Genomic DNA, 18,979 nt, shown 5'->3' on the forward strand with positions numbered 1-18,979 from the left:
TGCACCAATACGCATTAATACGTACTGAATAAAGAGACTTAACCATGACAAAACATTATGACTATATTTCCATTGGCGGCGGTAGCGGCGGCATTGCCTCAATCAACCGCGCAGCGAGCTATGGCAAAAAATGCGCCATTATCGAAGCCGACAAATTGGGCGGCACTTGCGTAAACTGGGGCTGCGTACCCAAAAAGGTGATGTGGTACGGCGCGCAAGTGGCTGAAGCCATCGAAAAGTATGCGCCAGATTATGGCTTTGATGTTGAATTAAAAGGCTTTGACTTTCAAAAGCTGGTACAAAGTCGCCAACAATATATCGAAAATATTCACCGCTCTTATGATAATAATTTGGCGAAAAATGGCGTTGAGGTGATAAAAGGCTTCGCCAAATTTGTCGATACCAATACGGTAGAGGTCAATGGCGAACTCATTACCGCTGACCATATTTTGATTGCGACGGGCGGTCACCCGATTCAACCCGATATCAAAGGCGCAGAATACGGCATCAATTCTGATGGTTTTTTTGCTTTGAATCATCTGCCAAAACGCGTGGCTATCGTCGGCGCAGGATATATCGCCGTTGAAATTGCAGGGGTAATGAATAGCTTAGGCGCTGAGGTACATCTTTATGTGCGTCAACACTCGCCGCTGCGCTCATTTGACCACACTATCGTGGAAACCTTACTGATAGAGATGGAGCAAGACGGCATTCAATTGCACACTAATACGACGCTAACTGAGGTCAATAAAAATGAAGATGGTAGTCTGACCTTATGCACCAAAGATGGTACCCTCGATACGGTAGATTGCTTGATTTGGGCCGTTGGTCGTGCGCCCTCCACCGACAATATCAATTTGCAAGTGACAGGGGTAGAGACGACCGAGTTTGGCAAAATTAAAGTCGATAAGTTTCAAAATACCACTGTTAAAGGGATTTATGCGGTCGGCGATATTATCGAAAACAGCATTGATTTGACGCCGGTGGCTATTGCCGCCGGTCGTCGCCTATCTGAGCGCTTATTTAATGATAAGACTAATGAGCATCTAAGTTATGATTTGATACCAACGGTCATCTTTACCCACCCTGCTATCGGTACGATTGGCTTGTCTGAAATCGACGCGGTTGAGCAATATGGCAAAGAAAATATCAAATGCTATAAATCGACCTTTACCTCTATGTATAGTGCGGTGACCCAGCACCGTCAAAAATGCGTGATGAAGCTGGTATGCTTGGGTGAGGATGAAAAAGTGATTGGCTTGCATGGTATCGGCTATGGCGTCGATGAGATGATTCAAGGGTTTGCGGTGGCGATAAAGATGGGCGCTACTAAGGCTGATTTTGATGATACGGTCGCCATTCATCCTACGGGTTCAGAAGAGTTTGTGACGATGCGTTAGTTTTTATAGACTGGGCGATATTAATCACAGTCTTAGAAATTATAAAAAGGATGCTTATTAGGCATCCTTTTTTATTGTCCATAATCAGTAGACATGCTGATTTATTAACGCTTATTTATTAAAAAACACCAAACCTTCTAATTACCCAACACCCATTCATCATTGACTTGATAAACTTTAAAACTGGTCTTATTGGTACGGCTATTCCCTGCGATCGTTTGGGTAATATCAGCGGTACACATATAGGTATTGTCACCCTCGACGCTGTCACAGTTGATATTCTCGACGCGCTCAAGTTTTGGCATCATGCCTTCCATCATACCGCTCATGGCTTTTGCCATCTCATCATTGCCTGCATTCGCCATTGCATCATCTATCATGCTATTGGCTTGCGCATACTGCGCTTCGATTAACTCTTCGACCGTGCTTTCAGGAGGCGAGTTTGAACACGCCGCAAATAGAGGCGTCAATAAAGCGATTAGAGCCAATTTTTTAAAATTATTCATACTAGTCTCAATGTATCTGTAATGTTACTTCACTATACAGAATTATGTCTAAAAACCCAACTTAATTTTAGAAAGCCTACTTAACCTTATTATAAATAAATTTCGTAGGGAAATAAGATGAAAATATTAAAGTGCAGCTAATGCTTAATGCTGACAGTACAATCGCGATGCTGCTATGATGCGCTTAATAATGACCGTTGCGAGATGCTTGTGTGGCAGATGTATGTTTCCATATTACCGATTGGTCTGGGCATTATGACCTTGGTCGCAAGCTTGATTTGCTTGTTTGCTTACTTGATGTCTGATGATAATGCCACGCGCTTGCCCGCCTTTAACTGGTTTAAGCGCTTAATTATCGTGGCATTTCTCCTATTGAGTGTCGGGCTATTTATGACCTTTGGACGTTTTTGGGGTTAATTACTTTGGATTCAGTTGAAATGAGGTTAGCTGAATTGAGGTTAATAAGCCTAATTGGCTTATTACTAGCTCACGAGCTTTTCTAATTCTAGTAATTGCAAGTCTTGACGTTTGGGTTCACCATTATTGCCATCGACGGGAAACGGCATACTATTGCCATTTAATTGATAACCGCGGCGCTGATAATAAGCCAAAAGCTCAGGACGATGACTTAAAATAGACATGGTCAGACGCGCAGGATGTTTATCAGGCGTTGGCGTACTTGATTGTAAGTGCCGCTGCGCAAACGTCTCAGCCGCCTGTAATATCTGATGACCGACGCCATGTCCTTGTAGCTCAGGCAGTACAGCAAACATACCGATATAGGCTTTTTTATTGCCAGCGCTCTTACTTATCTCAGCCTCGTCCTTTATATCGACCGCGATACAGCCTAATAACTCACCTGTTTCTTTACCATCACGTTCACCTGTCGTGGTTTTGGGATAAATAAAAACGTAATGTTTGGGGTCAGCGATGACGGCTAACAGCTCGTCTTTGGTGGTGCGAATACCGCCGATTAAATCTGCTTCATTGGTCCAGCCTTCCGCTTGCCGATAACAGCGATTTAGCAATTGTTCAAGCGCATCAATATCACTTGCCTCAGCTTGACGTAAAAATACGGTTTTTTTATTCAATGGTTTTTTATTAAAGGCTTCTTTATTCAGTGTTTCTTTATTAATGTGGTCTGTACTCATAACATCGGTTTTCCTTTTCCGTTTATTTATTATAAAAGCTATCGTATAAAAGGCTGGCCTGAATAACCAAGCCAGCCTTTATAGTAAACCTTATGACCGTCTAAATGCTAGCGCGACAACACCTGTGCCTGCTCGATAATATCAAATCCTGCCTTTATTTGGGCGCGCGTTGGCGCATGACCACGGCGGAGTAGCTCAGAGAAAGCAATCAGCTCTTTGTCACGTCCGAGCGAGCTTGCGGCACTGGCGCGCGTATCCTCCCCATCATCGTCAAAATAATATTCGATATAGTCAAGGTTATCAGGTGAGCCAAATAAAATGCCATTATCAGGCGTGGCCGCATGTCCGCTATAGCGTAGGCTTTTGCCATACTGCCCTGTCCAAAAGAAAGGAATACGCTCCGCTAACGAATCCACATTATCCTCATTTAAGATAGCTGCCGCTGTGACTAAACCATGTTGCAACGCTACGCGCCAATGCTCGATACGCATACGTCCCATTTGATTGGTCGCTTTAGCGATATCACCGAGTGCATAGACGCCGTCACGCAATTGCAAATGCTCATCAACTTGCACACCATCTGGCGCGTTTACCTCATTCAATAGCTCAATACGCGGTGCGACACCCGTTCCTAAAATCACCATATCGGCGGCAAGCGTGCTGCCATCTGATAGGGTAACGCTACTGACTTTAGCCCTTTCATTGCCAGTATTGTTTGCACTGGCATTGATTTCATTAACGCCCGCACCAAAGGCAAAGTTAACGCCTTTATCCTCATGCAGTTTGATTAAAGCATTACTAACGGCTTCAGAAACGATATTCACCATCACACGGCGACTACGCCCAACGACAGTGATAGAGGCCGCCTTCCCTGCCTCCATTAACGCCGACGCCACTTCCATACCGATAAAACCGGTACCTACGATGACGACATGCTTATTATCACTGGCATTTTTAATTTCTTTGGCATCATCCATACTGCGTAGCGTATAAACGCCATCGAGCTCCGCACCTTTAAAAGGTGGTATTTTTGGCTCAGCGCCTGTCGCTACCACTAAGAAGTCCGCCGTTTGTTGCTCGCTTTTACCATCTGCACCTGTGATGACAATGGTGCGCTCATTAGGTAATATTTCGCTCACCGTTTGGTTTAAGCGCAAATCGATATCATTGTTACGTGCCCAGTTAGCACCACCAAGCATTAAATATTTCTCATCCATTTTACCCGCCAAAAACATTTTGGATAATAAAGGACGATTATAAGGGGCTTTATCGTCTTGGCTAATTAAGGTAATCTTGCCGCCATAACCGGTATGGCGCAGCTGATTGGCCGTCATAAAGCCCGCGCCGCCGCCGCCAATAATAATGGTATGGGTATCCGTCATTTTGTCATTGGCCACACGCTTATCTATCTTCGCAGCGGTATTGACAATCAAGCTATCGCCCTCATCGGTCAGCTCATACTGGGTCAAGCCGCGCATGGCGACCGGCTCTAATAGCGTGCCATCGCGACTATCAAAGCTGCCATGATGCCATGGGCAAATAACGCGATTGCCACAGCGTAACCCATCGCCCAAATCTGCGCCAGCATGCGGACATTTACCATCAAAGGCGCTAAATTCGTCCTCATCACGCGTGATTAAAATGATACTATCGTCATCCTGTTTATAGGATTTCATGCCACCATTTGGAATGTCGGCTTTGCTAATGGTGACGGTATGAATCGTTGCATTGCTCATAAGTTATCCTTAACATTTAATATTGATCGTTATTGGTTCATGCTAAAAAATTCCTGCTGAAAACGTATTGATGTCAGCTGATTAAATCAATCAATACCGATAGAAATACGCGATTTAAAAAATCAGATACCTTGATAGTAGCAAGCCCATTTGACAGGCGCTGTTTATTTGTATGCTGCCTGCGTTGCAAAACGTAATTTTGACTTTTAAATCTTTAATGCCTTTTAAACCTTTAATACATATCTCGACCACTTTACGTTAAGACCTATAATCAAAAAAAGATGCCTTTATGACTTCTCAAGACGATAATGCAAACCTGAGCGCAAATTCTCAAGCCGAATTAAATAACGACTTACTTAATAACGAAACGCTTGATGATAAGACATTTGATATCGCAAGCTTCGATATTAGCGCCGCTACTGATACGGCTAAATTGCCACAGCCGATGCAGCCGCCTTTAGCACAAGCGACTTATAAAGCCCATGCCACAGATTTTGTGGTTAATGAGATATTGCCGCTCGACTTTACGGGCGAAGGTGAGCACTTATGGCTGCATATTGAAAAGCTGGGCATGAATACCGCTTATCTGGCTAAACTGCTATCAGAATGGGCAGAGATTCCACTACGCGATGTTGGTTACTCAGGGCTTAAAGACCGTCATGCGCTAACGACACAGTGGTTTAGCCTGCGCATACCTAAGAAGCAATTACCAGAGTCTGAATTTGCCCCAGTAGATATTAGCGCCAATGAATCGCTCACTATCCTTGCGCAGCATTGGCATAATAAAAAGCTCAATCGCGGCACCCATAGAGCCAATCAATTTATCATTACTTTACGAGATATCCAGTTTGCGGACTTAGAAGTTACAGCGTCCGAGCAGGATTTACCGGCTAAAAAAAGTGACAAAAGTGCTGTCGAGCAGCATTTAGCCAATATCAGCACAACGGGCGTGCCCAATTATTTTGGCCCGCAGCGCTTTGGTCGTAATGGCAATAATGTCAGAGAAGCATTGGCATTATTTGCCCGTCCAGCGCCAGAAAGTCGTCCGCAGCCCAAAAAGAGCAAGCGTAAACAAGCGCCGCGCGAGCAAAACAGCATGGAGCTGTCTGCTGCGCGTAGCTTGATATTTAATGAAATATTGGCAGCACGGGTGCGCGATGGTAGCTGGACTACGGGGCTTGCAGGCGAAGTATTTAATTTGGACGGGTCAGGCTCGATATTTGCCAGCGAAGCAATTGATGGGACTTTACAAGCGCGACTTGCCAGCGGCGATATTCATCCGACTGCCGTGTTATGGGGCGTGGGTAATGATAAAGTCAGTGGCGCAGCAGCCGCTATCGAAAATGAGATTGTGCAAAACGACCCATTATTACATCAGCTAGCAGCAGGATTAGAGAAGCGCGATATCAAAGCACAACGACGCGCGCTAAGATTACCGATTGAAGGATTAAGTTGGGAATGGCAGGACATAGATGATGAGCCTATATTGGTGCTGAGCTTTACCTTAACGACGGGTAGCTTTGCGACCAGTGTGCTTTCAAGTTTGGTACAGAACTTAAGCACCTCGTCAGCCACTAGCTAATGATTAGCTAGTCGCATAAAGGACGGCAATCTTATCTTTTTCTGCCGCTAGCACAGCATTAGCGCTGACCACTTGATTGCGACCACGATCTTTTGCCTCATATAAGGCTTTATCAGCAATGCAGATTAAGCGCTGACAAATATCGCTCGGCAGCTGCGCCTTTAATATTTCTGTGGCAGCACGTTTTCTTCTATGAGAGATTCTTTTTTGGGCGCGAGTTTTTTGCGAGCTTTCTTTTTGCGTACTGGTTTTGTCGGTACGGGCTTTATTAATGTCGGCCGCTTGCCTACGAGATTTCTGCGTTTCCGCAAGCGGCTGCGAACTTTCTTCTAATGCCAAGGCCCTATATTCACTCTGAATACGGGCGCGCTCCTCATGGGTCAGGGTATAAACCCCTATACTGGCAGTGATATTAAAATCCGTGCCATCATCGCTCTTGATGACATGTTGCGCAATATCTTGGCGCAGCTGCTTCGCAATGATCATGGCACTATCATGCTGGGTATCGGGTAGCACAATCAAAAACTCTTCGCCGCCATAGCGACTGACAATGCTCTCTTCTGATAGAGATTTTAGTAGCGTCTGAGCAACCTCGGACAGCACTTGGTCGCCGACGTCATGACCATAATTGTCATTGATATTTTTAAACCAATCTAAATCCAATAAAATCACACTGAAATCTTGCTTATCTCCCATTGCGAGCAGCGCTTGCTGCATCTGCGTCAAACCATAACGGCGGCTTTTTAACTGGGTCAATTCATCTTGATTGGCATACTGCATAATCTCAGCTTTACTGTTATCCAATATCAATAGCAGCGTGCGAAACATATAAATGATAAAAATTGCCTTTGGCAGCGCCATATAAATATGGGTGGTGCGCCAAAAAAATGCTGAAGACAAACGCAGTTGATTAAAGGTCTCCCAACTCAGTATCCCATTTTTAAAAATAGACGCAGAAATGGCATTTTCAATTGATGTCATCTCGCTATAAGTAAGATAGCTATAGCCATCTAAAGGAAAAGAGCTCATCGTCATTTGACGTAGATTGGGTATCGTCAAGCCAAAATAGGGAACCAAAGTGACTAGGAAAATCAGGACGATATGACCCAAAAAGGCTTTCCAGACATAGCGGCGACGTATAAGCATCATACCTAACATCGCGCCGCCAACGAGAGATACTCCCGCGACCAAACTACTGTGACCCATGACTAAAATGACCACGGCAATATAAAGGCTATAAAGCGTGACGATTATCGCTTGCCACTTATATAACGAATCCGTGTCTTTTCTAATCGGCGATAAGCGGCTAACCATCCAAGAAAAAAACAGGACCATCAAGGTGAGCCCTATCCACAAGGGATACAGCACATCCATATTTACGTAGGAGCCATAGATATCTTGGCGCCACCAGACAAATAAACACCATAGCCAATGCGATGACACTTCCAGCAAAATAAACAATGCCAGCAGCGATGCCCTATCAGCAGCTTGCCACTCAAAAATCACTCGCGAGAGTTTTCTGTAGCCTAGATGAGATATCGATACAGCCATAATGGGCTACCGCAGATAATGAAAGTTATTGAGCTAAAACCAAATAAGAAAGTAAAAAGGATGATTTATGTTAGATCTAAACTGACGCATTTAGTGTGGCAATTTTTCTTTTAATTATCAATCTGTTTAAGTGATTTATGCGTCAATATCTGACACCTCATTTTGGCCTATGTTTTTTAATAATGATTTTTAATAATGATTTTTAATAATGATTTTTAATAATGATTTTTAATTATATGGTCAATTTACAATGCCGAGTCACAGGATCGACTTATCATTTTAAATAATAGTTTTGGTTTATACTTTTAACTAAGCCAATGTCACAAACGACTGCCAAATGCCCTGCTGTTCAGGGTGAAGGTTCGGTACGTCACCCAAACGTCGCCACGGCATATTACTGCCATGAAAGTCGCTACCGATAGACGCGGTAAGCTGGTGTTCAGCAATGCTGCGATCGACCATTCTGCGGGTACTAACTGGTTCGCTATTCGCTGGTAATTCACAAGCATCACCGCCAAGCCGTGCAAACTCTTCGATCAATTTACGTACACGGGTGGCCGAAAGCTGGTAGCGCGTTGGGTGCGCCAATACCGCCTTGCCGCCGCAAGCATGAATCAGCTCGATACCATGCTGCATTGTTAATGCTTCAATCGCCACATAAGCCGGCTTATTGTCCGCCAAGTATTTATCAAAGGCTTTTTGTACGGTTTTTACGGCGCCGCGCTCAAACAACACTTGCCCAATATGCGCACGCCCTACCGCTTGTGGATTGCCGCCTGCTTTATCGAGTACCGCTTGCCATAACTCGTCGTAATTAATATCTAATAGCTCACTGAGTTTTTCAGTAATACGTTGACCGCGCGTGGCACGGCTGTCTTGCAATTGTTGCAAGGTGGCGTGCATTTTTTCACGATCGGAAAAATCAAGTCCAAGGACATGGATGATTTTATTGGTGGATTTATTTTTACCGTAGCCGCCGCTTAGCGTGTGCTCGCAGCTAATCTCAACCCCATTGATTAACTGTATATCGCAGGCCTCAGCCGCCGCGCGCGCCTCATCGATACCCATTAAGGTATCATGATCAGTCAGCGCCAGTACATTAATACCAGCGTTATGAGCACGCTGTACCACCTCGGTCGGCGCATAGGTGCCATCAGAGCAAGTACTGTGGCAATGTAAGTCGATTTTCATAAAGCTGGCCTTAAGGTTTTGAATGTATTGTTCATTTAAATATACTGGTGATACTAACTATATTATCAGTAAAACGAGCTAAAAACGGCGAAGACATGGTATAGCAACAGCATATCAATAACATATCGAGGGCATATCGGACGATTATCAGGTTGATTGCTTTTTTTTGCGGCAGTAGACGTGTAAACTACCCCATACGTTTTTTGTTGGACATCCTATTTGCTATGAAAGCCTTATTAGACTTCATTCCGTTGATCGCTTTTTTTATTGCCGCGCGTTACAGTGGCATTTTAGCGGCGGCAGGCGCCTTGCTCGTTGCCACTATTATTATTTATGCCATCCATTTTGTGCGGCAAAAAGGCAAATTTGATAAACAGCAGTGGGTCGTTTTATTATTAACCATCGTCTTTTGCGGTGGTACGCTGCTATTGCGTGACGACATCTATTTGCGTTGGAAATCACCTATTATCAATGGTATCTTTGCCTTAACGCTATTGGTCAGTGCGGCGATTAATAAACCACTGATGCAACTGGCCATGAAAGAGGTGTTTTCACTCACACTAAGTGGCTGGAAAAAACTGACCGTCGCTTGGGCATTGTTTTTTGCCTTTATGGGCGTCCTACATTATATCACGGCATTCACTATGTCTGATGAGGCTTGGATTAACTTCAAAACCTACGGCTGGATTCCGATTATGTTGGTATTCGTGGTTGCCCAATTTGCATTGTTGAAAAACCATCTCAATCCAGCGTTAACCGACAAAACCACTAAATAAAAGCTGATTTAATTATAAGACCTAGTTTAATCGTAAAAGCTGGTTTAATCATAATATATGATTTAAAAGTATAATGAGACATATCATCATTATTTTTTGTTCTGGTTATTAGCGCTTTATTCATACTATTTACTTGAGGAAGCCCCATGTCCTTATTTGCCATTATCGGTCACGATGTTGCTGGTAGCAGCGCACAACGTCAGGTGACGCGCGCCGAACACGTTGCCCGCCTGCAAGTATTACAAAGCGAGCAGCGACTCATTATCGCGGGCCCAACGCCTATCGAACACGGTAAAAGCGAGATGTCAGGCAGCCTGATTATTGCTGACTTTGACTCCCTCGATGCCGCGCAAGCATGGGCAAGCGCTGAGCCTTATTTGCGTGATGGTGTCTATAGCCATGTGGATATCAAGCCGTTTGTTCAGACCTTGCCTGCACCTACTGACAGCGCAGCAGATAAACCAGCCAATAAGGTAGCAGCATCGTGATTGAGCAGTTATTATTAAATAGTTCTGTTTCTAATCATGTCGCTCGTAATTTTACTAAGCGCGCTTTTGGTCGTGTTGCTAACGTTAGCATTGCGAGCCTATTGTTGCTTGCCAGTCTATCGGTACAAGCAGCGCCAACTGTGACCAATGCCGATCCTGCGGCAGGAACGGCTACGCTAGCGCCTAACGCTGTATTAGCACCCAATAATGTTAGTCAACTAGCGCTACCAAATAGTGCCTCAAATACGGTGTCTACTATAGCAGCGAACCCAACTGCGAGTGCTCAGCCTGCGACCAATATTAACGATACCTTAGCAGCGCAGCTACAACCGTCTAATAAAGCGCTCTCTGCGGCCAATCAAGAATTGCTTAGCCGTAATGCCCAGCTTCAGCGTCAAGTCAATGACTTACAAACGCAAGTGAACGTTTTGGTTTATGAAAGCAAAGGTCAATTGTTTTTATATGGCGCATTTACGGTGTTAATTAGCTTGTTGGTTGGGATTTTTATTTCGTGGTTGGTGTTTGTGCGCCGTGAACGCTGGTAGTAAATCCTCTATAAATGTGATGCTTTATGTCCAAATTTGTGTCTAAACCTGAGTCTAAATCTGCTATATCTAAGCCTACCTCTTCCGCCGCGCATAAACCTTATAAAGCCACCAAACTCCCTAAAAAACCCGCACCGCCAAACGTGATTACCCCTGCTAAGATTGCATGGCAAACCGATGATGCTGGCAATCAAGTGCCAGTATCAGGGGAGTTTGGCGATGTCTATTTCTCGCACGCTGATGGCTTGGCAGAATCCCGCCATGTATTTTTAGCCCATAACCAATTACCCGAGCGCCTAGCAAACCTTGCCGACAAGCAATGCTTCACTGTTGCTGAATTGGGCTTTGGTACGGGCTTGAATTTTTTGGCGACATGGAAGCTTTGGCGACAGCTTCGTGCTAAAAAGCCGCATTTAACAAGCGCGCGCTTACACTTTATCACCACTGAAAAATACCCCATTCCGCTTAACGACTTAACGCAGATACTCGCTTTATGGACACAGCGCGCCCCCGAACTTGCTAAATTGATTGAGCAACTTTTAGCCAACTACCCGCCGCTTATTGCGGGCTGTCATCGACTAAATTTTATTGACGATAATATCACGCTTGATATTTGGTTAGGCGATGCGGGCGATAGTTTGGCAAGTTTAGATACTGAGACCGCTATCAAGCGCCCTTATATTGATGCTTGGTTTTTAGATGGTTTCGCGCCTTCTTGTAATGAGACCTTATGGGCAGAGTCGATATTTACCCAGATGCAGCGCTTATCTCGTCCTAGCACGACCGCCGCCACTTATAGCTGTGCTGGTATCGTCAAACGTGGGTTGCAAGCGCATGGCTTTAGCATTAAAAAGGTTAAAGGTTTTGGGCGCAAGCGTGAGATGCTGACGGCAGTTATGGCTGACAACGCTAATTCTTTAGCACTAAATGACGATAACAACTTCTCCGTTTTGCCAAACCCTCTCAGCCATATTCCTAGCCATACAGTGATTATTGGCGCAGGCGTTGCGGGACTACTCACCGCTTGGACACTGGCCAATCGCGGTATGACAGTCACCATAATAGATAAAGTCGCGCCACTTGCTGGCGCCTCTGGCAATCCGCGCGCCCTCCTCGCGCCGAACATGACACCCATTCATCATGTCTATGAGCACCTGCACTCTATTGGTTATCTCTATAGCGGCAGGCTGTATCGTTATTTTAATCAGCAAGCAGAGCTGCAGCAAACGCCGCCGATACTTGAGCAAACAGGTACGTTAGATTTGCTGATAAAAACCAATATTGGCACGGCGCAAATTGCCGATTATCCCAATGAGATGGCAACTACGATTACGACTGCAGAAGCACTGCGGTTAAGCGGCTTAAAAGCTAAAGACTTAGCGGACAATTTATATTTACCACAATCTGGTTTGGTCAATCCACAAGCGCTAAAAACCGTCATTCTTAAACACCCAAATATCAATTATCAGCAGCTTAGCGTTACCGATATCAAAGAGACTGCAGATAAAGTTATGGTGACTGGTGATAAAGAAAGTGGCGGTAATAATAATCAAAGCTCTATTACTATCTGCGCTGACAATGTCGTTATTTGCGCCGCCTATGAAAGCCATCAACTAGATAAACGTATCGTTGAATGCCGTACCATTCGCGGGCAGTTATCTTGGTTTACGCCCACTGCTGAGCAGGTCGCTGGTCTGCCTAAATTACCGCTCAAATATAGTGGTTATTGCGCGCCCTTTATTGGCCAAAGTGGTGATGCCGAAGTGAATAATATTAGCGACAATCAGCCGCAGTTTTTACTTGGTGCCAGCTTTTTAGATGCTGACGCCAGTATTGATATCCGTGGTGAAGAAAATCAGCAGAATTATGACAAATTGCTTGAGGATATTCCTGAATTAAGCAATGTCTTGCCAGACGATACCAGCGCATGGCAAGCGCGCGCCGGTGTACGCACGCAAACGATTGACTATCATCCCTTGGTCGGACGACTTGCGCAAAGCCGCCGCATTTGGACGCTCTCCGCGATGGGGGCAAAGGGTTATGCACTAGCACCGATATGCGCCGAAGCATTAGCAGATATGATGTTAGGCTGCTTTGCGCCTTTATCTGCCGTTACCTTAGCGCGATTATCACCCAATCGGGCGCGATTGCATAAAGCGTAAAAGGTAATAATTTAACGTTACGCTAGGGCGTGTCCTCATTTTAAAAATGGTGATAAAAATGAGATAAATTGTAGCCAAACAAGGAAAATAGTGCAGTTAATATCGGGATATTACCCAGCTATTTGACGAAGTTTGGCAAAATTTAGCCATTTTTAGACCATTTAGATGTCCATCGATTGAATTGAGGACACGCCCTAACCTTTATCAATATTTATACAGATGCTATTTTATGCAAATGCTCTCAATGCCAAGGCATGTATTTATAACAGTATAGAAGCCGACTTGAAGAATAATGCTAGACTAACCTTGAAATTTAAAATACTTAAATAACCATTATAAATGGATAGCTGTCTATTATGAAAACCGATATTTTTACCTTGGTAACATCAAAATCATCACTTAAAGCGCTTTCTATTGCGTTCTTAAGCCTATCACTACTCAGTGCTTGCCAAAAGACGCCCGAACCTGAAACCGCCGAAGAGACTGCTGTTGACACAACCACCCAAACGACGCCAGTAAGCTCTAATATTAATGCACCTAAAGTTGCTGATGAAGATACTGCTAAGCCTAATCTCAACTTAGAACAAAATACAAGCTTAACTGAATTAGAAAATGAGCTTGGCGCAGCGGACACTTCAGCAAATAATGCCGCGATAGCGCCCAATCCAGAACAAGCCATCAAAGGCGCGCAAATCACTGATGTTAACTATCGCAGTGCCAGCGGTGAGACGTTATTTGTCATCTTTGAAACCTCAGAAAAAGGCGTGCTTAACGCTATCGTTACCCTGCCGAGCAAACCAAAAATGACCTTGAGTGCGCCAGAAGGCCAAGGCAATAACCCTACTTATCGCTCAAACGATGGCAGTATTCAGCTGGTCAGTCATGGCGGTGGTAGCAGCATTGATCTTATTCAAAACAATAAAACAACGAGCTTTGAGGCCATCAGTGTAGAAGCAGAAGTCATCACCGAATAATGTTATCAATAAAAACTTGGCTTACAATCTGTTAAAGGTAATAAATTCAGCAATAAAAAGGCGGCAAATATCATTAATATTTGCCGCCTTTTTGCTCTGCTTTACCTTTAGCCAAAACCAGTGGTCTTGCTAAACAGACTGACCAGCCAGCTCATCATCGCCCATAAGCCCCAGCCGATAACCACAATAACGATTAATCCCAATAGGTCAGGAATGTGCAGATATAACCAAGCAACGACAGGGTTGCGCCAAAAGAACGCAAAGCGGCTTTGCTGCTGCTTATCTTCCAAAGATTGATGCAAAAACGGTCGATCCATATGCATGGTTTCGGTGATGCCGTATTCATCGTGTAGATGCTCATGCACGATGCTCAATGTCTTGCGACTAGGGCGAATGAAAATATCAAGTACGGTACCGATACCCGGTACGATGCCAACCACCATATCAATCAGCGCCAGCCTAACCGCTGGGGTCATTTTATGCGCAGGTACGCCCAACTGACGACCTAATATAAAGGCATAGCTGGTCAACGCCAATCCTGCCAAATCACCTGCTAGCGGAATGGTCGAAAGCGCCGCATCAGCGCCCATGCCTTGTTTGGTAAAGGGCACCCGTACGAGCGAATCCATGGTATTGGCAAACTTAGCCAGTTTACGCTCGGTCGCGATAACTTGCTCACGCGTTAACCCATGCTCAGCAAGCTTTGCCTGATAATCAATAACAGGCGCATTAATAGCAGCACCCTTTTTCGCTTTTGACTTTGAGAGCTTCTTAAAGTTATCCATTAAAAGTCGTCCATAGGCAAGCGATTGCGATAAGAGCAAAGACGTAACGTCCTACCCATATATTGGCCAAAAACGCCTGAAAACATGCCAAAGCTTGACGACTGACACAAGCGCTATTTTGCTTGGCAAACATCATCGCCACTAACGCCAAACCAAATACTGGTATCACACCTACACTGGTTGGCGCAAAGTAATGCCACATAACCGCACCCATGATAAGTAAAAACGCGGTTTGTAGCAGCGAGATAATAATCACATCATAGCGACCAAATAATATCGCCGTTGATTTGACGCCAATTTTTAAATCATCCTCACGATCCGCCATAGCGTACTGGGTATCATAAGCCACTGTCCAGCACATATAAGCAATAAACAATAGCCAACACCAGATATCAGGCGCGCCTTGTATCGCGACATAGGCCATCGGTATTGCCCACCCAAATGCTGCAGCTAAAAACACTTGTGGCAAATGGGTATAGCGCTTCATAAATGGGTAAATAAAGGCTAATATAACCGCGCCGAGCGACCAGTAGAAAACAGCAATAGGTAAAAAGAACAATAAACTGGCACTAAGTAATACCAGTAATAAAAAAGCAGCAATGGCTTCTTTAGCAGATAAGCGCCCGTCCGCTAATGGACGGCCTTTGGTGCGGCTGACATGACCATCGACCTTGCGGTCAGCAAAGTCATTGATTGCACAGCCTGCCGCGCGCATAAAAATCGCGCCCAGCGCAAAAAGTACAAATACCTTTAGACTCGGCAAACCTGCCGTTGCCCCTTGCTGCTGCGCCTGACCCATCGCCGCCAGCATTACACCCCAAAGCGTCGGCCAGAGTAATAGCTCTATACCTACGGGTTTATCAAAGCGTGTTAGTTGCAGGTAGGCTTGTAATTTATCGTTAAATGTCATGGTTTTTTATTATCATCTATAGAAATTTTATATACTTTTTTGCAGGCTATGGAATCGGGTGAACGAATTAGTGAACTACTGAATTTGTTGCCATAAGTTGTTGGCTTCAATGAGCGACATCTCAGGATATTGCTTACGTAATGCCTTAATGGACGCCATCTTATTATTTTGGCTAAGCTTTGCTTGCTGCCGTAAGTAGTCCATTTGTTCTTTTGGATTCCTAAGCGCTTTTAGGTGAGCTTTGAGCTGTAAAACTTCTGTTCGCAACGCAATATTCATCAGTAATAAGCCTGCACCAATGACCCAAATTATAATCGTTGACATCCTTTTCTCCTGAATCCATTACTATTAAATCCACCACTTCTAAATCTTTGTATTCTAAATACGTAACCTGATTAACCGAGGCCATTCATAACATAGAAAGTATTTATTAAAAGCGCCTATTTAACACAGCCATCAAACAAAATAACCATCAAAACGTACCGCTTCATTATGCCAGCTCTCACTCGGTTGTTGATTTGCAAGTAACGGCGCAAGCTGCGGACGCTTGACGACTACGCGGCCTTGTCCTGCACCTTGACTGACGATTGCTTGCGCACTTTGTAGCAATTGCGACTCTTCTTCTAGCGTTGGCGGGCTAGCCAACTGGTGCAAGGCTTGCATATGCTTGCCCACTTTAGCGCCTTTACCCGTTTTGCTATCTTGATAGCTGTCTTCTGGAAACATAGGATCCAGATATATTACATCAACTACTTTCGCATCATTTTCTTTAATAGCATTGACCGACTCAGCTTGTAGTTTTGCAAAATAACTAAGCGCATCGACATTAATAATCTGTAGTCGGCTCATCAGCTTTTGCCAATTTGGCAGCGTACTCATACGCTGCTGTTCTGCCAGCAACAATAACGCCATCAGGGGCTGCTGCTCAAGCATAGTAACTTGAGCGCCAGTACTGGCTAATATTAGGCTGTCATGCCCAAAGCCTGCGGTCGCATCAATGACCGTACTATCCGATGTAATTTTAGCAGCTTGTAATAATAACTCAGACTTACGCCCTGCACTCACCACCCGCCGTTGTAGCTTATCCCATTCAGGTGCGACACTGAGACCATCACTCAGCCATGAAAGCCTGTCTTTATCATCTAACAAAAGAATAGGTTGAATAGAGGTTTCGCTTAATTGCTGGCGACGTTTTTGATTGAGCTTTTCGGGAAATAGCTCAATATCTAAAATGATGGGTAACGCATGCTCAGCTATAAGCATCTTCAAGTTCTCAACTTGACTTGCCTGCACCTCGCTAACATAAAATAGCTGGCAGTTAATATGAGCGGTCGGTATTTTCTTCGCAGTGGTCATATTAACTGCCATTCCTTCCTAGTAGTGAAAAGTACAAGTATTAGCATCAAAAACTATGCCACTATGAATTTTAGCCTGCCATCTGGTAGCCAAAGCCCCAAGCGGCAACCAATACGATGACGCCCGTGATAATGCGTAGCCATGCAAAGATTTTAAAGTCACGACGGCTAACCCAAGCAACCAATAGACGAATACAAAGTAAGGCCACAATAAACGACACCACGGTGCCGATACCTAACACTAACCAGTCTTCGCTACTGGTCAATACATCACCATGTTTTAGCAAATCTAACAATGCCGCACCGACAATGACTGGAATACCTAAAAAGAAGGAGAACTCCGCCGAAGCCTTGCGTGAGACGCCAAGCCACAGTGCGCCAATAATAGTGGCACCTGAGCGTGATGTTCCTGGTATTAAGGCCAGACACTGCATCAAACCAATCATCAATGCCGTTTTTAGGCTGACGTCTTCAGCCTCTTGCGCGATAATCGTTTTAGGGCGATTTTCTACATAAAATATCAGCAAACCGCCAACAATCAGCATAATTGCCACGACGATAGGGTTAAACAAATACGTCTTAATCTCATCAGCGAAGGTAAAACCAACAATCATCACCGGAATGGTCGCGACAATTAAGCTTAAACCTAACTGTCTTGGATTACTCATACCGTCCGCTTTACCGGTCAGCAGCCCTATGAGCGCTTGCCATAGTCTGCCCCAGTAATCATAAATGACTGCTAAGATAGCGCCAAGCTGGACTACCACCACAAACAAATCAACCTTTTCTTTGGTCCAAAAGCCCATCAAATCCGCGGATAAAATCAAATATCCCGTACTAGAGATGGGTAAAAACTCAGTGATACCTTCAACGATACCCATGATGACCGCTTGGATTAATAACAGTATATCCACAGTTGCTTCCCTAAAAAGACAGCGCTATCGGCTGTCCTATATGATCGTTGCTTTTATAATCGTTTGTATTTTTGTGACTCAAGGTATTTAGTAATTAACGATATTTTATGCTATAAAGCAAAAACTACGCCTTACCTTGCTCTTTCAGTGTTTTCCATGCTTGGTTGCGCAGGTATCTTGGTAACGCATTGGCGGCATCGGTACCACCAACACTCATGAATTGAGCAATGCCCAATTGCCCAATTACCACCGCGTCTGGCCACACATCTTCATGGCATACTTGTCCATCATACGCTTTTAATAGCGGCGCACCATTACCGACGATAGGCAAATTAAGCGCTGTTTGGCTGTCATAATCCAGCAGCTGCTCGGTGCTATCGCTATCAGTAGCCAACACTGGCTGCATGATAGAATTGTCTGCTACATCGCCTAAAATTGAGTACTGGCCAAAATAAACTTGCTGCATACGCGCATCAAGCGCGCTATAAACTTGGGTCAGGCCGTACTTTTTATACGCACATTGGGCAATTGCTTGTAAGCTTGAGAGTCCTACACAAGGAATATCATGTGCGACAGAGAGCGCTTGCACCACTGCCGTATTGATTCGTATACCACTAAATGCACCCGGGCCACGGTTGAATATCAATGCTTTTATATCAGCAAGAGGCAGATTAGCCTCGGACAATGCCGCATCAATCATCGGCAGGATTTGCTGGGTCTGCTGGCGTTTACCCGTTTCAGTATGGCTCGACAGCACTTGCCCATTGGCATCTAAAATCGCGATCGAACACTGATCAAATACGGTATCCATTGCTAAAAACATCATCACCTCGGCTTATTCGCTTGGCATCATAAAACAGCGCCTATCATAGCATTTAGGATAGGGGAATTTTATTAATTTCTATCTTTTTCATACTTTATTAATGAGAAGTTGTCTAAATAAGAGAGACCTA

At 44.5% G+C, this 18,979-nt stretch carries 19 protein-coding genes; 8 read left to right on the forward strand and 11 right to left on the reverse strand.

What is annotated here, in order from left to right:
• Nucleotides 1–44 precede the first annotated feature (44 nt).
• Entirely contained in the window at nt 45–1,400 is a 1,356-nt protein-coding gene (gorA, locus tag JMX94_RS03515; RefSeq protein ID WP_201563239.1) for a glutathione-disulfide reductase, read from the forward strand.
• 137 nt (nt 1,401–1,537) lie between these two features.
• Here the strand turns inward: gorA and JMX94_RS03520 are convergent, their stop codons facing one another.
• Nucleotides 1,538–1,906, reverse strand: a complete 369-nt coding sequence (locus JMX94_RS03520; RefSeq protein ID WP_201563241.1) for a hypothetical protein — start codon at nt 1,904–1,906, stop codon at nt 1,538–1,540.
• Nucleotides 1,907–2,110: 204 nt separating this feature from the next.
• On the opposite strand from JMX94_RS03520, the gene JMX94_RS03525 reads away from it, so the two are divergent.
• A complete protein-coding gene (locus JMX94_RS03525; RefSeq protein WP_201563243.1) occupies nt 2,111–2,323 on the forward strand; it encodes a hypothetical protein in 213 nt (70 codons plus the stop codon).
• Between the two features lie 65 nt (nt 2,324–2,388).
• Here the strand turns inward: JMX94_RS03525 and JMX94_RS03530 are convergent, their stop codons facing one another.
• Entirely contained in the window at nt 2,389–3,057 is a 669-nt protein-coding gene (locus JMX94_RS03530) for a GNAT family N-acetyltransferase (RefSeq protein WP_201563245.1), read from the reverse strand.
• Between the two features lie 107 nt (nt 3,058–3,164).
• Nucleotides 3,165–4,793 (reverse strand): FAD-dependent oxidoreductase, encoded by a 1,629-nt coding sequence (locus JMX94_RS03535; RefSeq protein ID WP_201563247.1) that lies wholly within the window; start codon nt 4,791–4,793, stop codon nt 3,165–3,167.
• A 445-nt stretch (nt 4,794–5,238) separates the two neighbouring features.
• On the opposite strand from JMX94_RS03535, the gene truD reads away from it, so the two are divergent.
• A complete protein-coding gene (truD, locus tag JMX94_RS03540; RefSeq protein WP_374220393.1) occupies nt 5,239–6,375 on the forward strand; it encodes a tRNA pseudouridine(13) synthase TruD in 1,137 nt (378 codons plus the stop codon).
• 3 nt (nt 6,376–6,378) lie between these two features.
• Here the strand turns inward: truD and JMX94_RS03545 are convergent, their stop codons facing one another.
• Together JMX94_RS03545 and JMX94_RS03550 are read right to left on the reverse strand one after the other, a co-directional pair.
• Nucleotides 6,379–7,926 carry a diguanylate cyclase gene (locus tag JMX94_RS03545; RefSeq protein WP_201563251.1) on the reverse strand — a complete coding sequence of 516 codons (1,548 nt, stop codon included), beginning with the start codon at nt 7,924–7,926 and terminating at the stop codon, nt 6,379–6,381.
• A 309-nt stretch (nt 7,927–8,235) separates the two neighbouring features.
• Nucleotides 8,236–9,117: a PHP domain-containing protein gene (locus tag JMX94_RS03550; RefSeq protein WP_201563253.1), complete on the reverse strand. Its 882-nt coding sequence runs from the start codon at nt 9,115–9,117 to the stop codon at nt 8,236–8,238.
• 224 nt (nt 9,118–9,341) lie between these two features.
• Here JMX94_RS03550 and ispZ point away from each other — a divergent pair, with 224 nt between their 5' ends.
• The 5 genes from ispZ (at nt 9,342) to JMX94_RS03575 (ending at nt 14,062) form a co-directional block, all read left to right on the forward strand.
• A complete protein-coding gene (ispZ, locus tag JMX94_RS03555) occupies nt 9,342–9,893 on the forward strand; it encodes a septation protein IspZ (protein ID WP_201563255.1) in 552 nt (183 codons plus the stop codon).
• A 146-nt stretch (nt 9,894–10,039) separates the two neighbouring features.
• Nucleotides 10,040–10,381, forward strand: a complete 342-nt coding sequence (locus tag JMX94_RS03560; RefSeq protein WP_201563257.1) for a YciI family protein — start codon at nt 10,040–10,042, stop codon at nt 10,379–10,381.
• Nucleotides 10,378–10,926 carry a hypothetical protein gene (locus tag JMX94_RS03565; RefSeq protein ID WP_227673496.1) on the forward strand — a complete coding sequence of 183 codons (549 nt, stop codon included), beginning with the start codon at nt 10,378–10,380 and terminating at the stop codon, nt 10,924–10,926. The genes JMX94_RS03560 and JMX94_RS03565 overlap by 4 nt, the downstream gene beginning before the upstream one ends.
• 26 nt (nt 10,927–10,952) lie before the next feature.
• Nucleotides 10,953–13,088, forward strand: a complete 2,136-nt coding sequence (mnmD, locus tag JMX94_RS03570; protein ID WP_201563259.1) for a tRNA (5-methylaminomethyl-2-thiouridine)(34)-methyltransferase MnmD — start codon at nt 10,953–10,955, stop codon at nt 13,086–13,088.
• 356 nt (nt 13,089–13,444) lie between these two features.
• Nucleotides 13,445–14,062, forward strand: coding sequence for a hypothetical protein (locus tag JMX94_RS03575; protein ID WP_201563261.1), 618 nt, complete (start codon nt 13,445–13,447; stop codon nt 14,060–14,062).
• A 107-nt stretch (nt 14,063–14,169) separates the two neighbouring features.
• Here JMX94_RS03575 and JMX94_RS03580 read toward each other — a convergent pair whose 3' ends face one another.
• From JMX94_RS03580 to tsaB, 6 genes are all read right to left on the reverse strand, one after another.
• Complete coding sequence (locus tag JMX94_RS03580) at nt 14,170–14,847, reverse strand: DUF4112 domain-containing protein (RefSeq protein ID WP_201563263.1); 678 nt, start codon at nt 14,845–14,847, stop codon at nt 14,170–14,172.
• Nucleotides 14,840–15,757, reverse strand: a complete 918-nt coding sequence (ubiA, locus tag JMX94_RS03585) for a 4-hydroxybenzoate octaprenyltransferase (protein ID WP_201563265.1) — start codon at nt 15,755–15,757, stop codon at nt 14,840–14,842. Before ubiA ends, JMX94_RS03580 begins: the two co-directional genes overlap by 8 nt.
• A 75-nt stretch (nt 15,758–15,832) precedes the next feature.
• Complete coding sequence (locus JMX94_RS03590) at nt 15,833–16,081, reverse strand: hypothetical protein (RefSeq protein WP_201563267.1); 249 nt, start codon at nt 16,079–16,081, stop codon at nt 15,833–15,835.
• Nucleotides 16,082–16,213: 132 nt separating this feature from the next.
• Nucleotides 16,214–17,113 (reverse strand): class I SAM-dependent methyltransferase, encoded by a 900-nt coding sequence (locus JMX94_RS03595; RefSeq protein WP_201563361.1) that lies wholly within the window; start codon nt 17,111–17,113, stop codon nt 16,214–16,216.
• Nucleotides 17,114–17,183: 70 nt separating this feature from the next.
• A complete protein-coding gene (locus JMX94_RS03600) occupies nt 17,184–18,026 on the reverse strand; it encodes an undecaprenyl-diphosphate phosphatase (RefSeq protein ID WP_201563269.1) in 843 nt (280 codons plus the stop codon).
• A gap of 124 nt (nt 18,027–18,150) precedes the next feature.
• Nucleotides 18,151–18,849, reverse strand: coding sequence for a tRNA (adenosine(37)-N6)-threonylcarbamoyltransferase complex dimerization subunit type 1 TsaB (gene tsaB / locus JMX94_RS03605; protein ID WP_201563363.1), 699 nt, complete (start codon nt 18,847–18,849; stop codon nt 18,151–18,153).
• Nucleotides 18,850–18,979: the final 130 nt, after the last annotated feature.

It is taken from the genome of Psychrobacter sp. CMS30 (genome assembly GCF_904846565.1).
In the GTDB taxonomy this organism is placed as follows: domain Bacteria; phylum Pseudomonadota; class Gammaproteobacteria; order Pseudomonadales; family Moraxellaceae; genus Psychrobacter; species Psychrobacter maritimus.

Excerpts from the sequence above, each read along its gene's own strand:
- gorA (WP_201563239.1), top strand. The coding sequence starts at position 45 with ATGACAAAACATTATGACTATATTTCCATTGGCGGCGGTAGCGGCGGC.
- JMX94_RS03520 (WP_201563241.1), bottom strand. The coding sequence starts at position 1,906 with ATGAATAATTTTAAAAAATTGGCTCTAATCGCTTTATTGACGCCTCTA.
- JMX94_RS03525 (WP_201563243.1), top strand. The coding sequence starts at position 2,111 with ATGCTTGTGTGGCAGATGTATGTTTCCATATTACCGATTGGTCTGGGC.
- JMX94_RS03530 (WP_201563245.1), bottom strand. The coding sequence starts at position 3,057 with ATGAGTACAGACCACATTAATAAAGAAACACTGAATAAAGAAGCCTTT.
- JMX94_RS03535 (WP_201563247.1), bottom strand. The coding sequence starts at position 4,793 with ATGAGCAATGCAACGATTCATACCGTCACCATTAGCAAAGCCGACATT.
- truD (WP_374220393.1), top strand. The coding sequence starts at position 5,239 with ATGCAGCCGCCTTTAGCACAAGCGACTTATAAAGCCCATGCCACAGAT.
- JMX94_RS03545 (WP_201563251.1), bottom strand. The coding sequence starts at position 7,926 with ATGGCTGTATCGATATCTCATCTAGGCTACAGAAAACTCTCGCGAGTG.
- JMX94_RS03550 (WP_201563253.1), bottom strand. The coding sequence starts at position 9,117 with ATGAAAATCGACTTACATTGCCACAGTACTTGCTCTGATGGCACCTAT.
- ispZ (WP_201563255.1), top strand. The coding sequence starts at position 9,342 with ATGAAAGCCTTATTAGACTTCATTCCGTTGATCGCTTTTTTTATTGCC.
- JMX94_RS03560 (WP_201563257.1), top strand. The coding sequence starts at position 10,040 with ATGTCCTTATTTGCCATTATCGGTCACGATGTTGCTGGTAGCAGCGCA.
- mnmD (WP_201563259.1), top strand. The coding sequence starts at position 10,953 with ATGTCCAAATTTGTGTCTAAACCTGAGTCTAAATCTGCTATATCTAAG.
- JMX94_RS03575 (WP_201563261.1), top strand. The coding sequence starts at position 13,445 with ATGAAAACCGATATTTTTACCTTGGTAACATCAAAATCATCACTTAAA.
- JMX94_RS03580 (WP_201563263.1), bottom strand. The coding sequence starts at position 14,847 with ATGGATAACTTTAAGAAGCTCTCAAAGTCAAAAGCGAAAAAGGGTGCT.
- ubiA (WP_201563265.1), bottom strand. The coding sequence starts at position 15,757 with ATGACATTTAACGATAAATTACAAGCCTACCTGCAACTAACACGCTTT.
- JMX94_RS03590 (WP_201563267.1), bottom strand. The coding sequence starts at position 16,081 with ATGTCAACGATTATAATTTGGGTCATTGGTGCAGGCTTATTACTGATG.
- JMX94_RS03595 (WP_201563361.1), bottom strand. The coding sequence starts at position 17,113 with ATGACCACTGCGAAGAAAATACCGACCGCTCATATTAACTGCCAGCTA.
- tsaB (WP_201563363.1), bottom strand. The coding sequence starts at position 18,849 with ATGTTTTTAGCAATGGATACCGTATTTGATCAGTGTTCGATCGCGATT.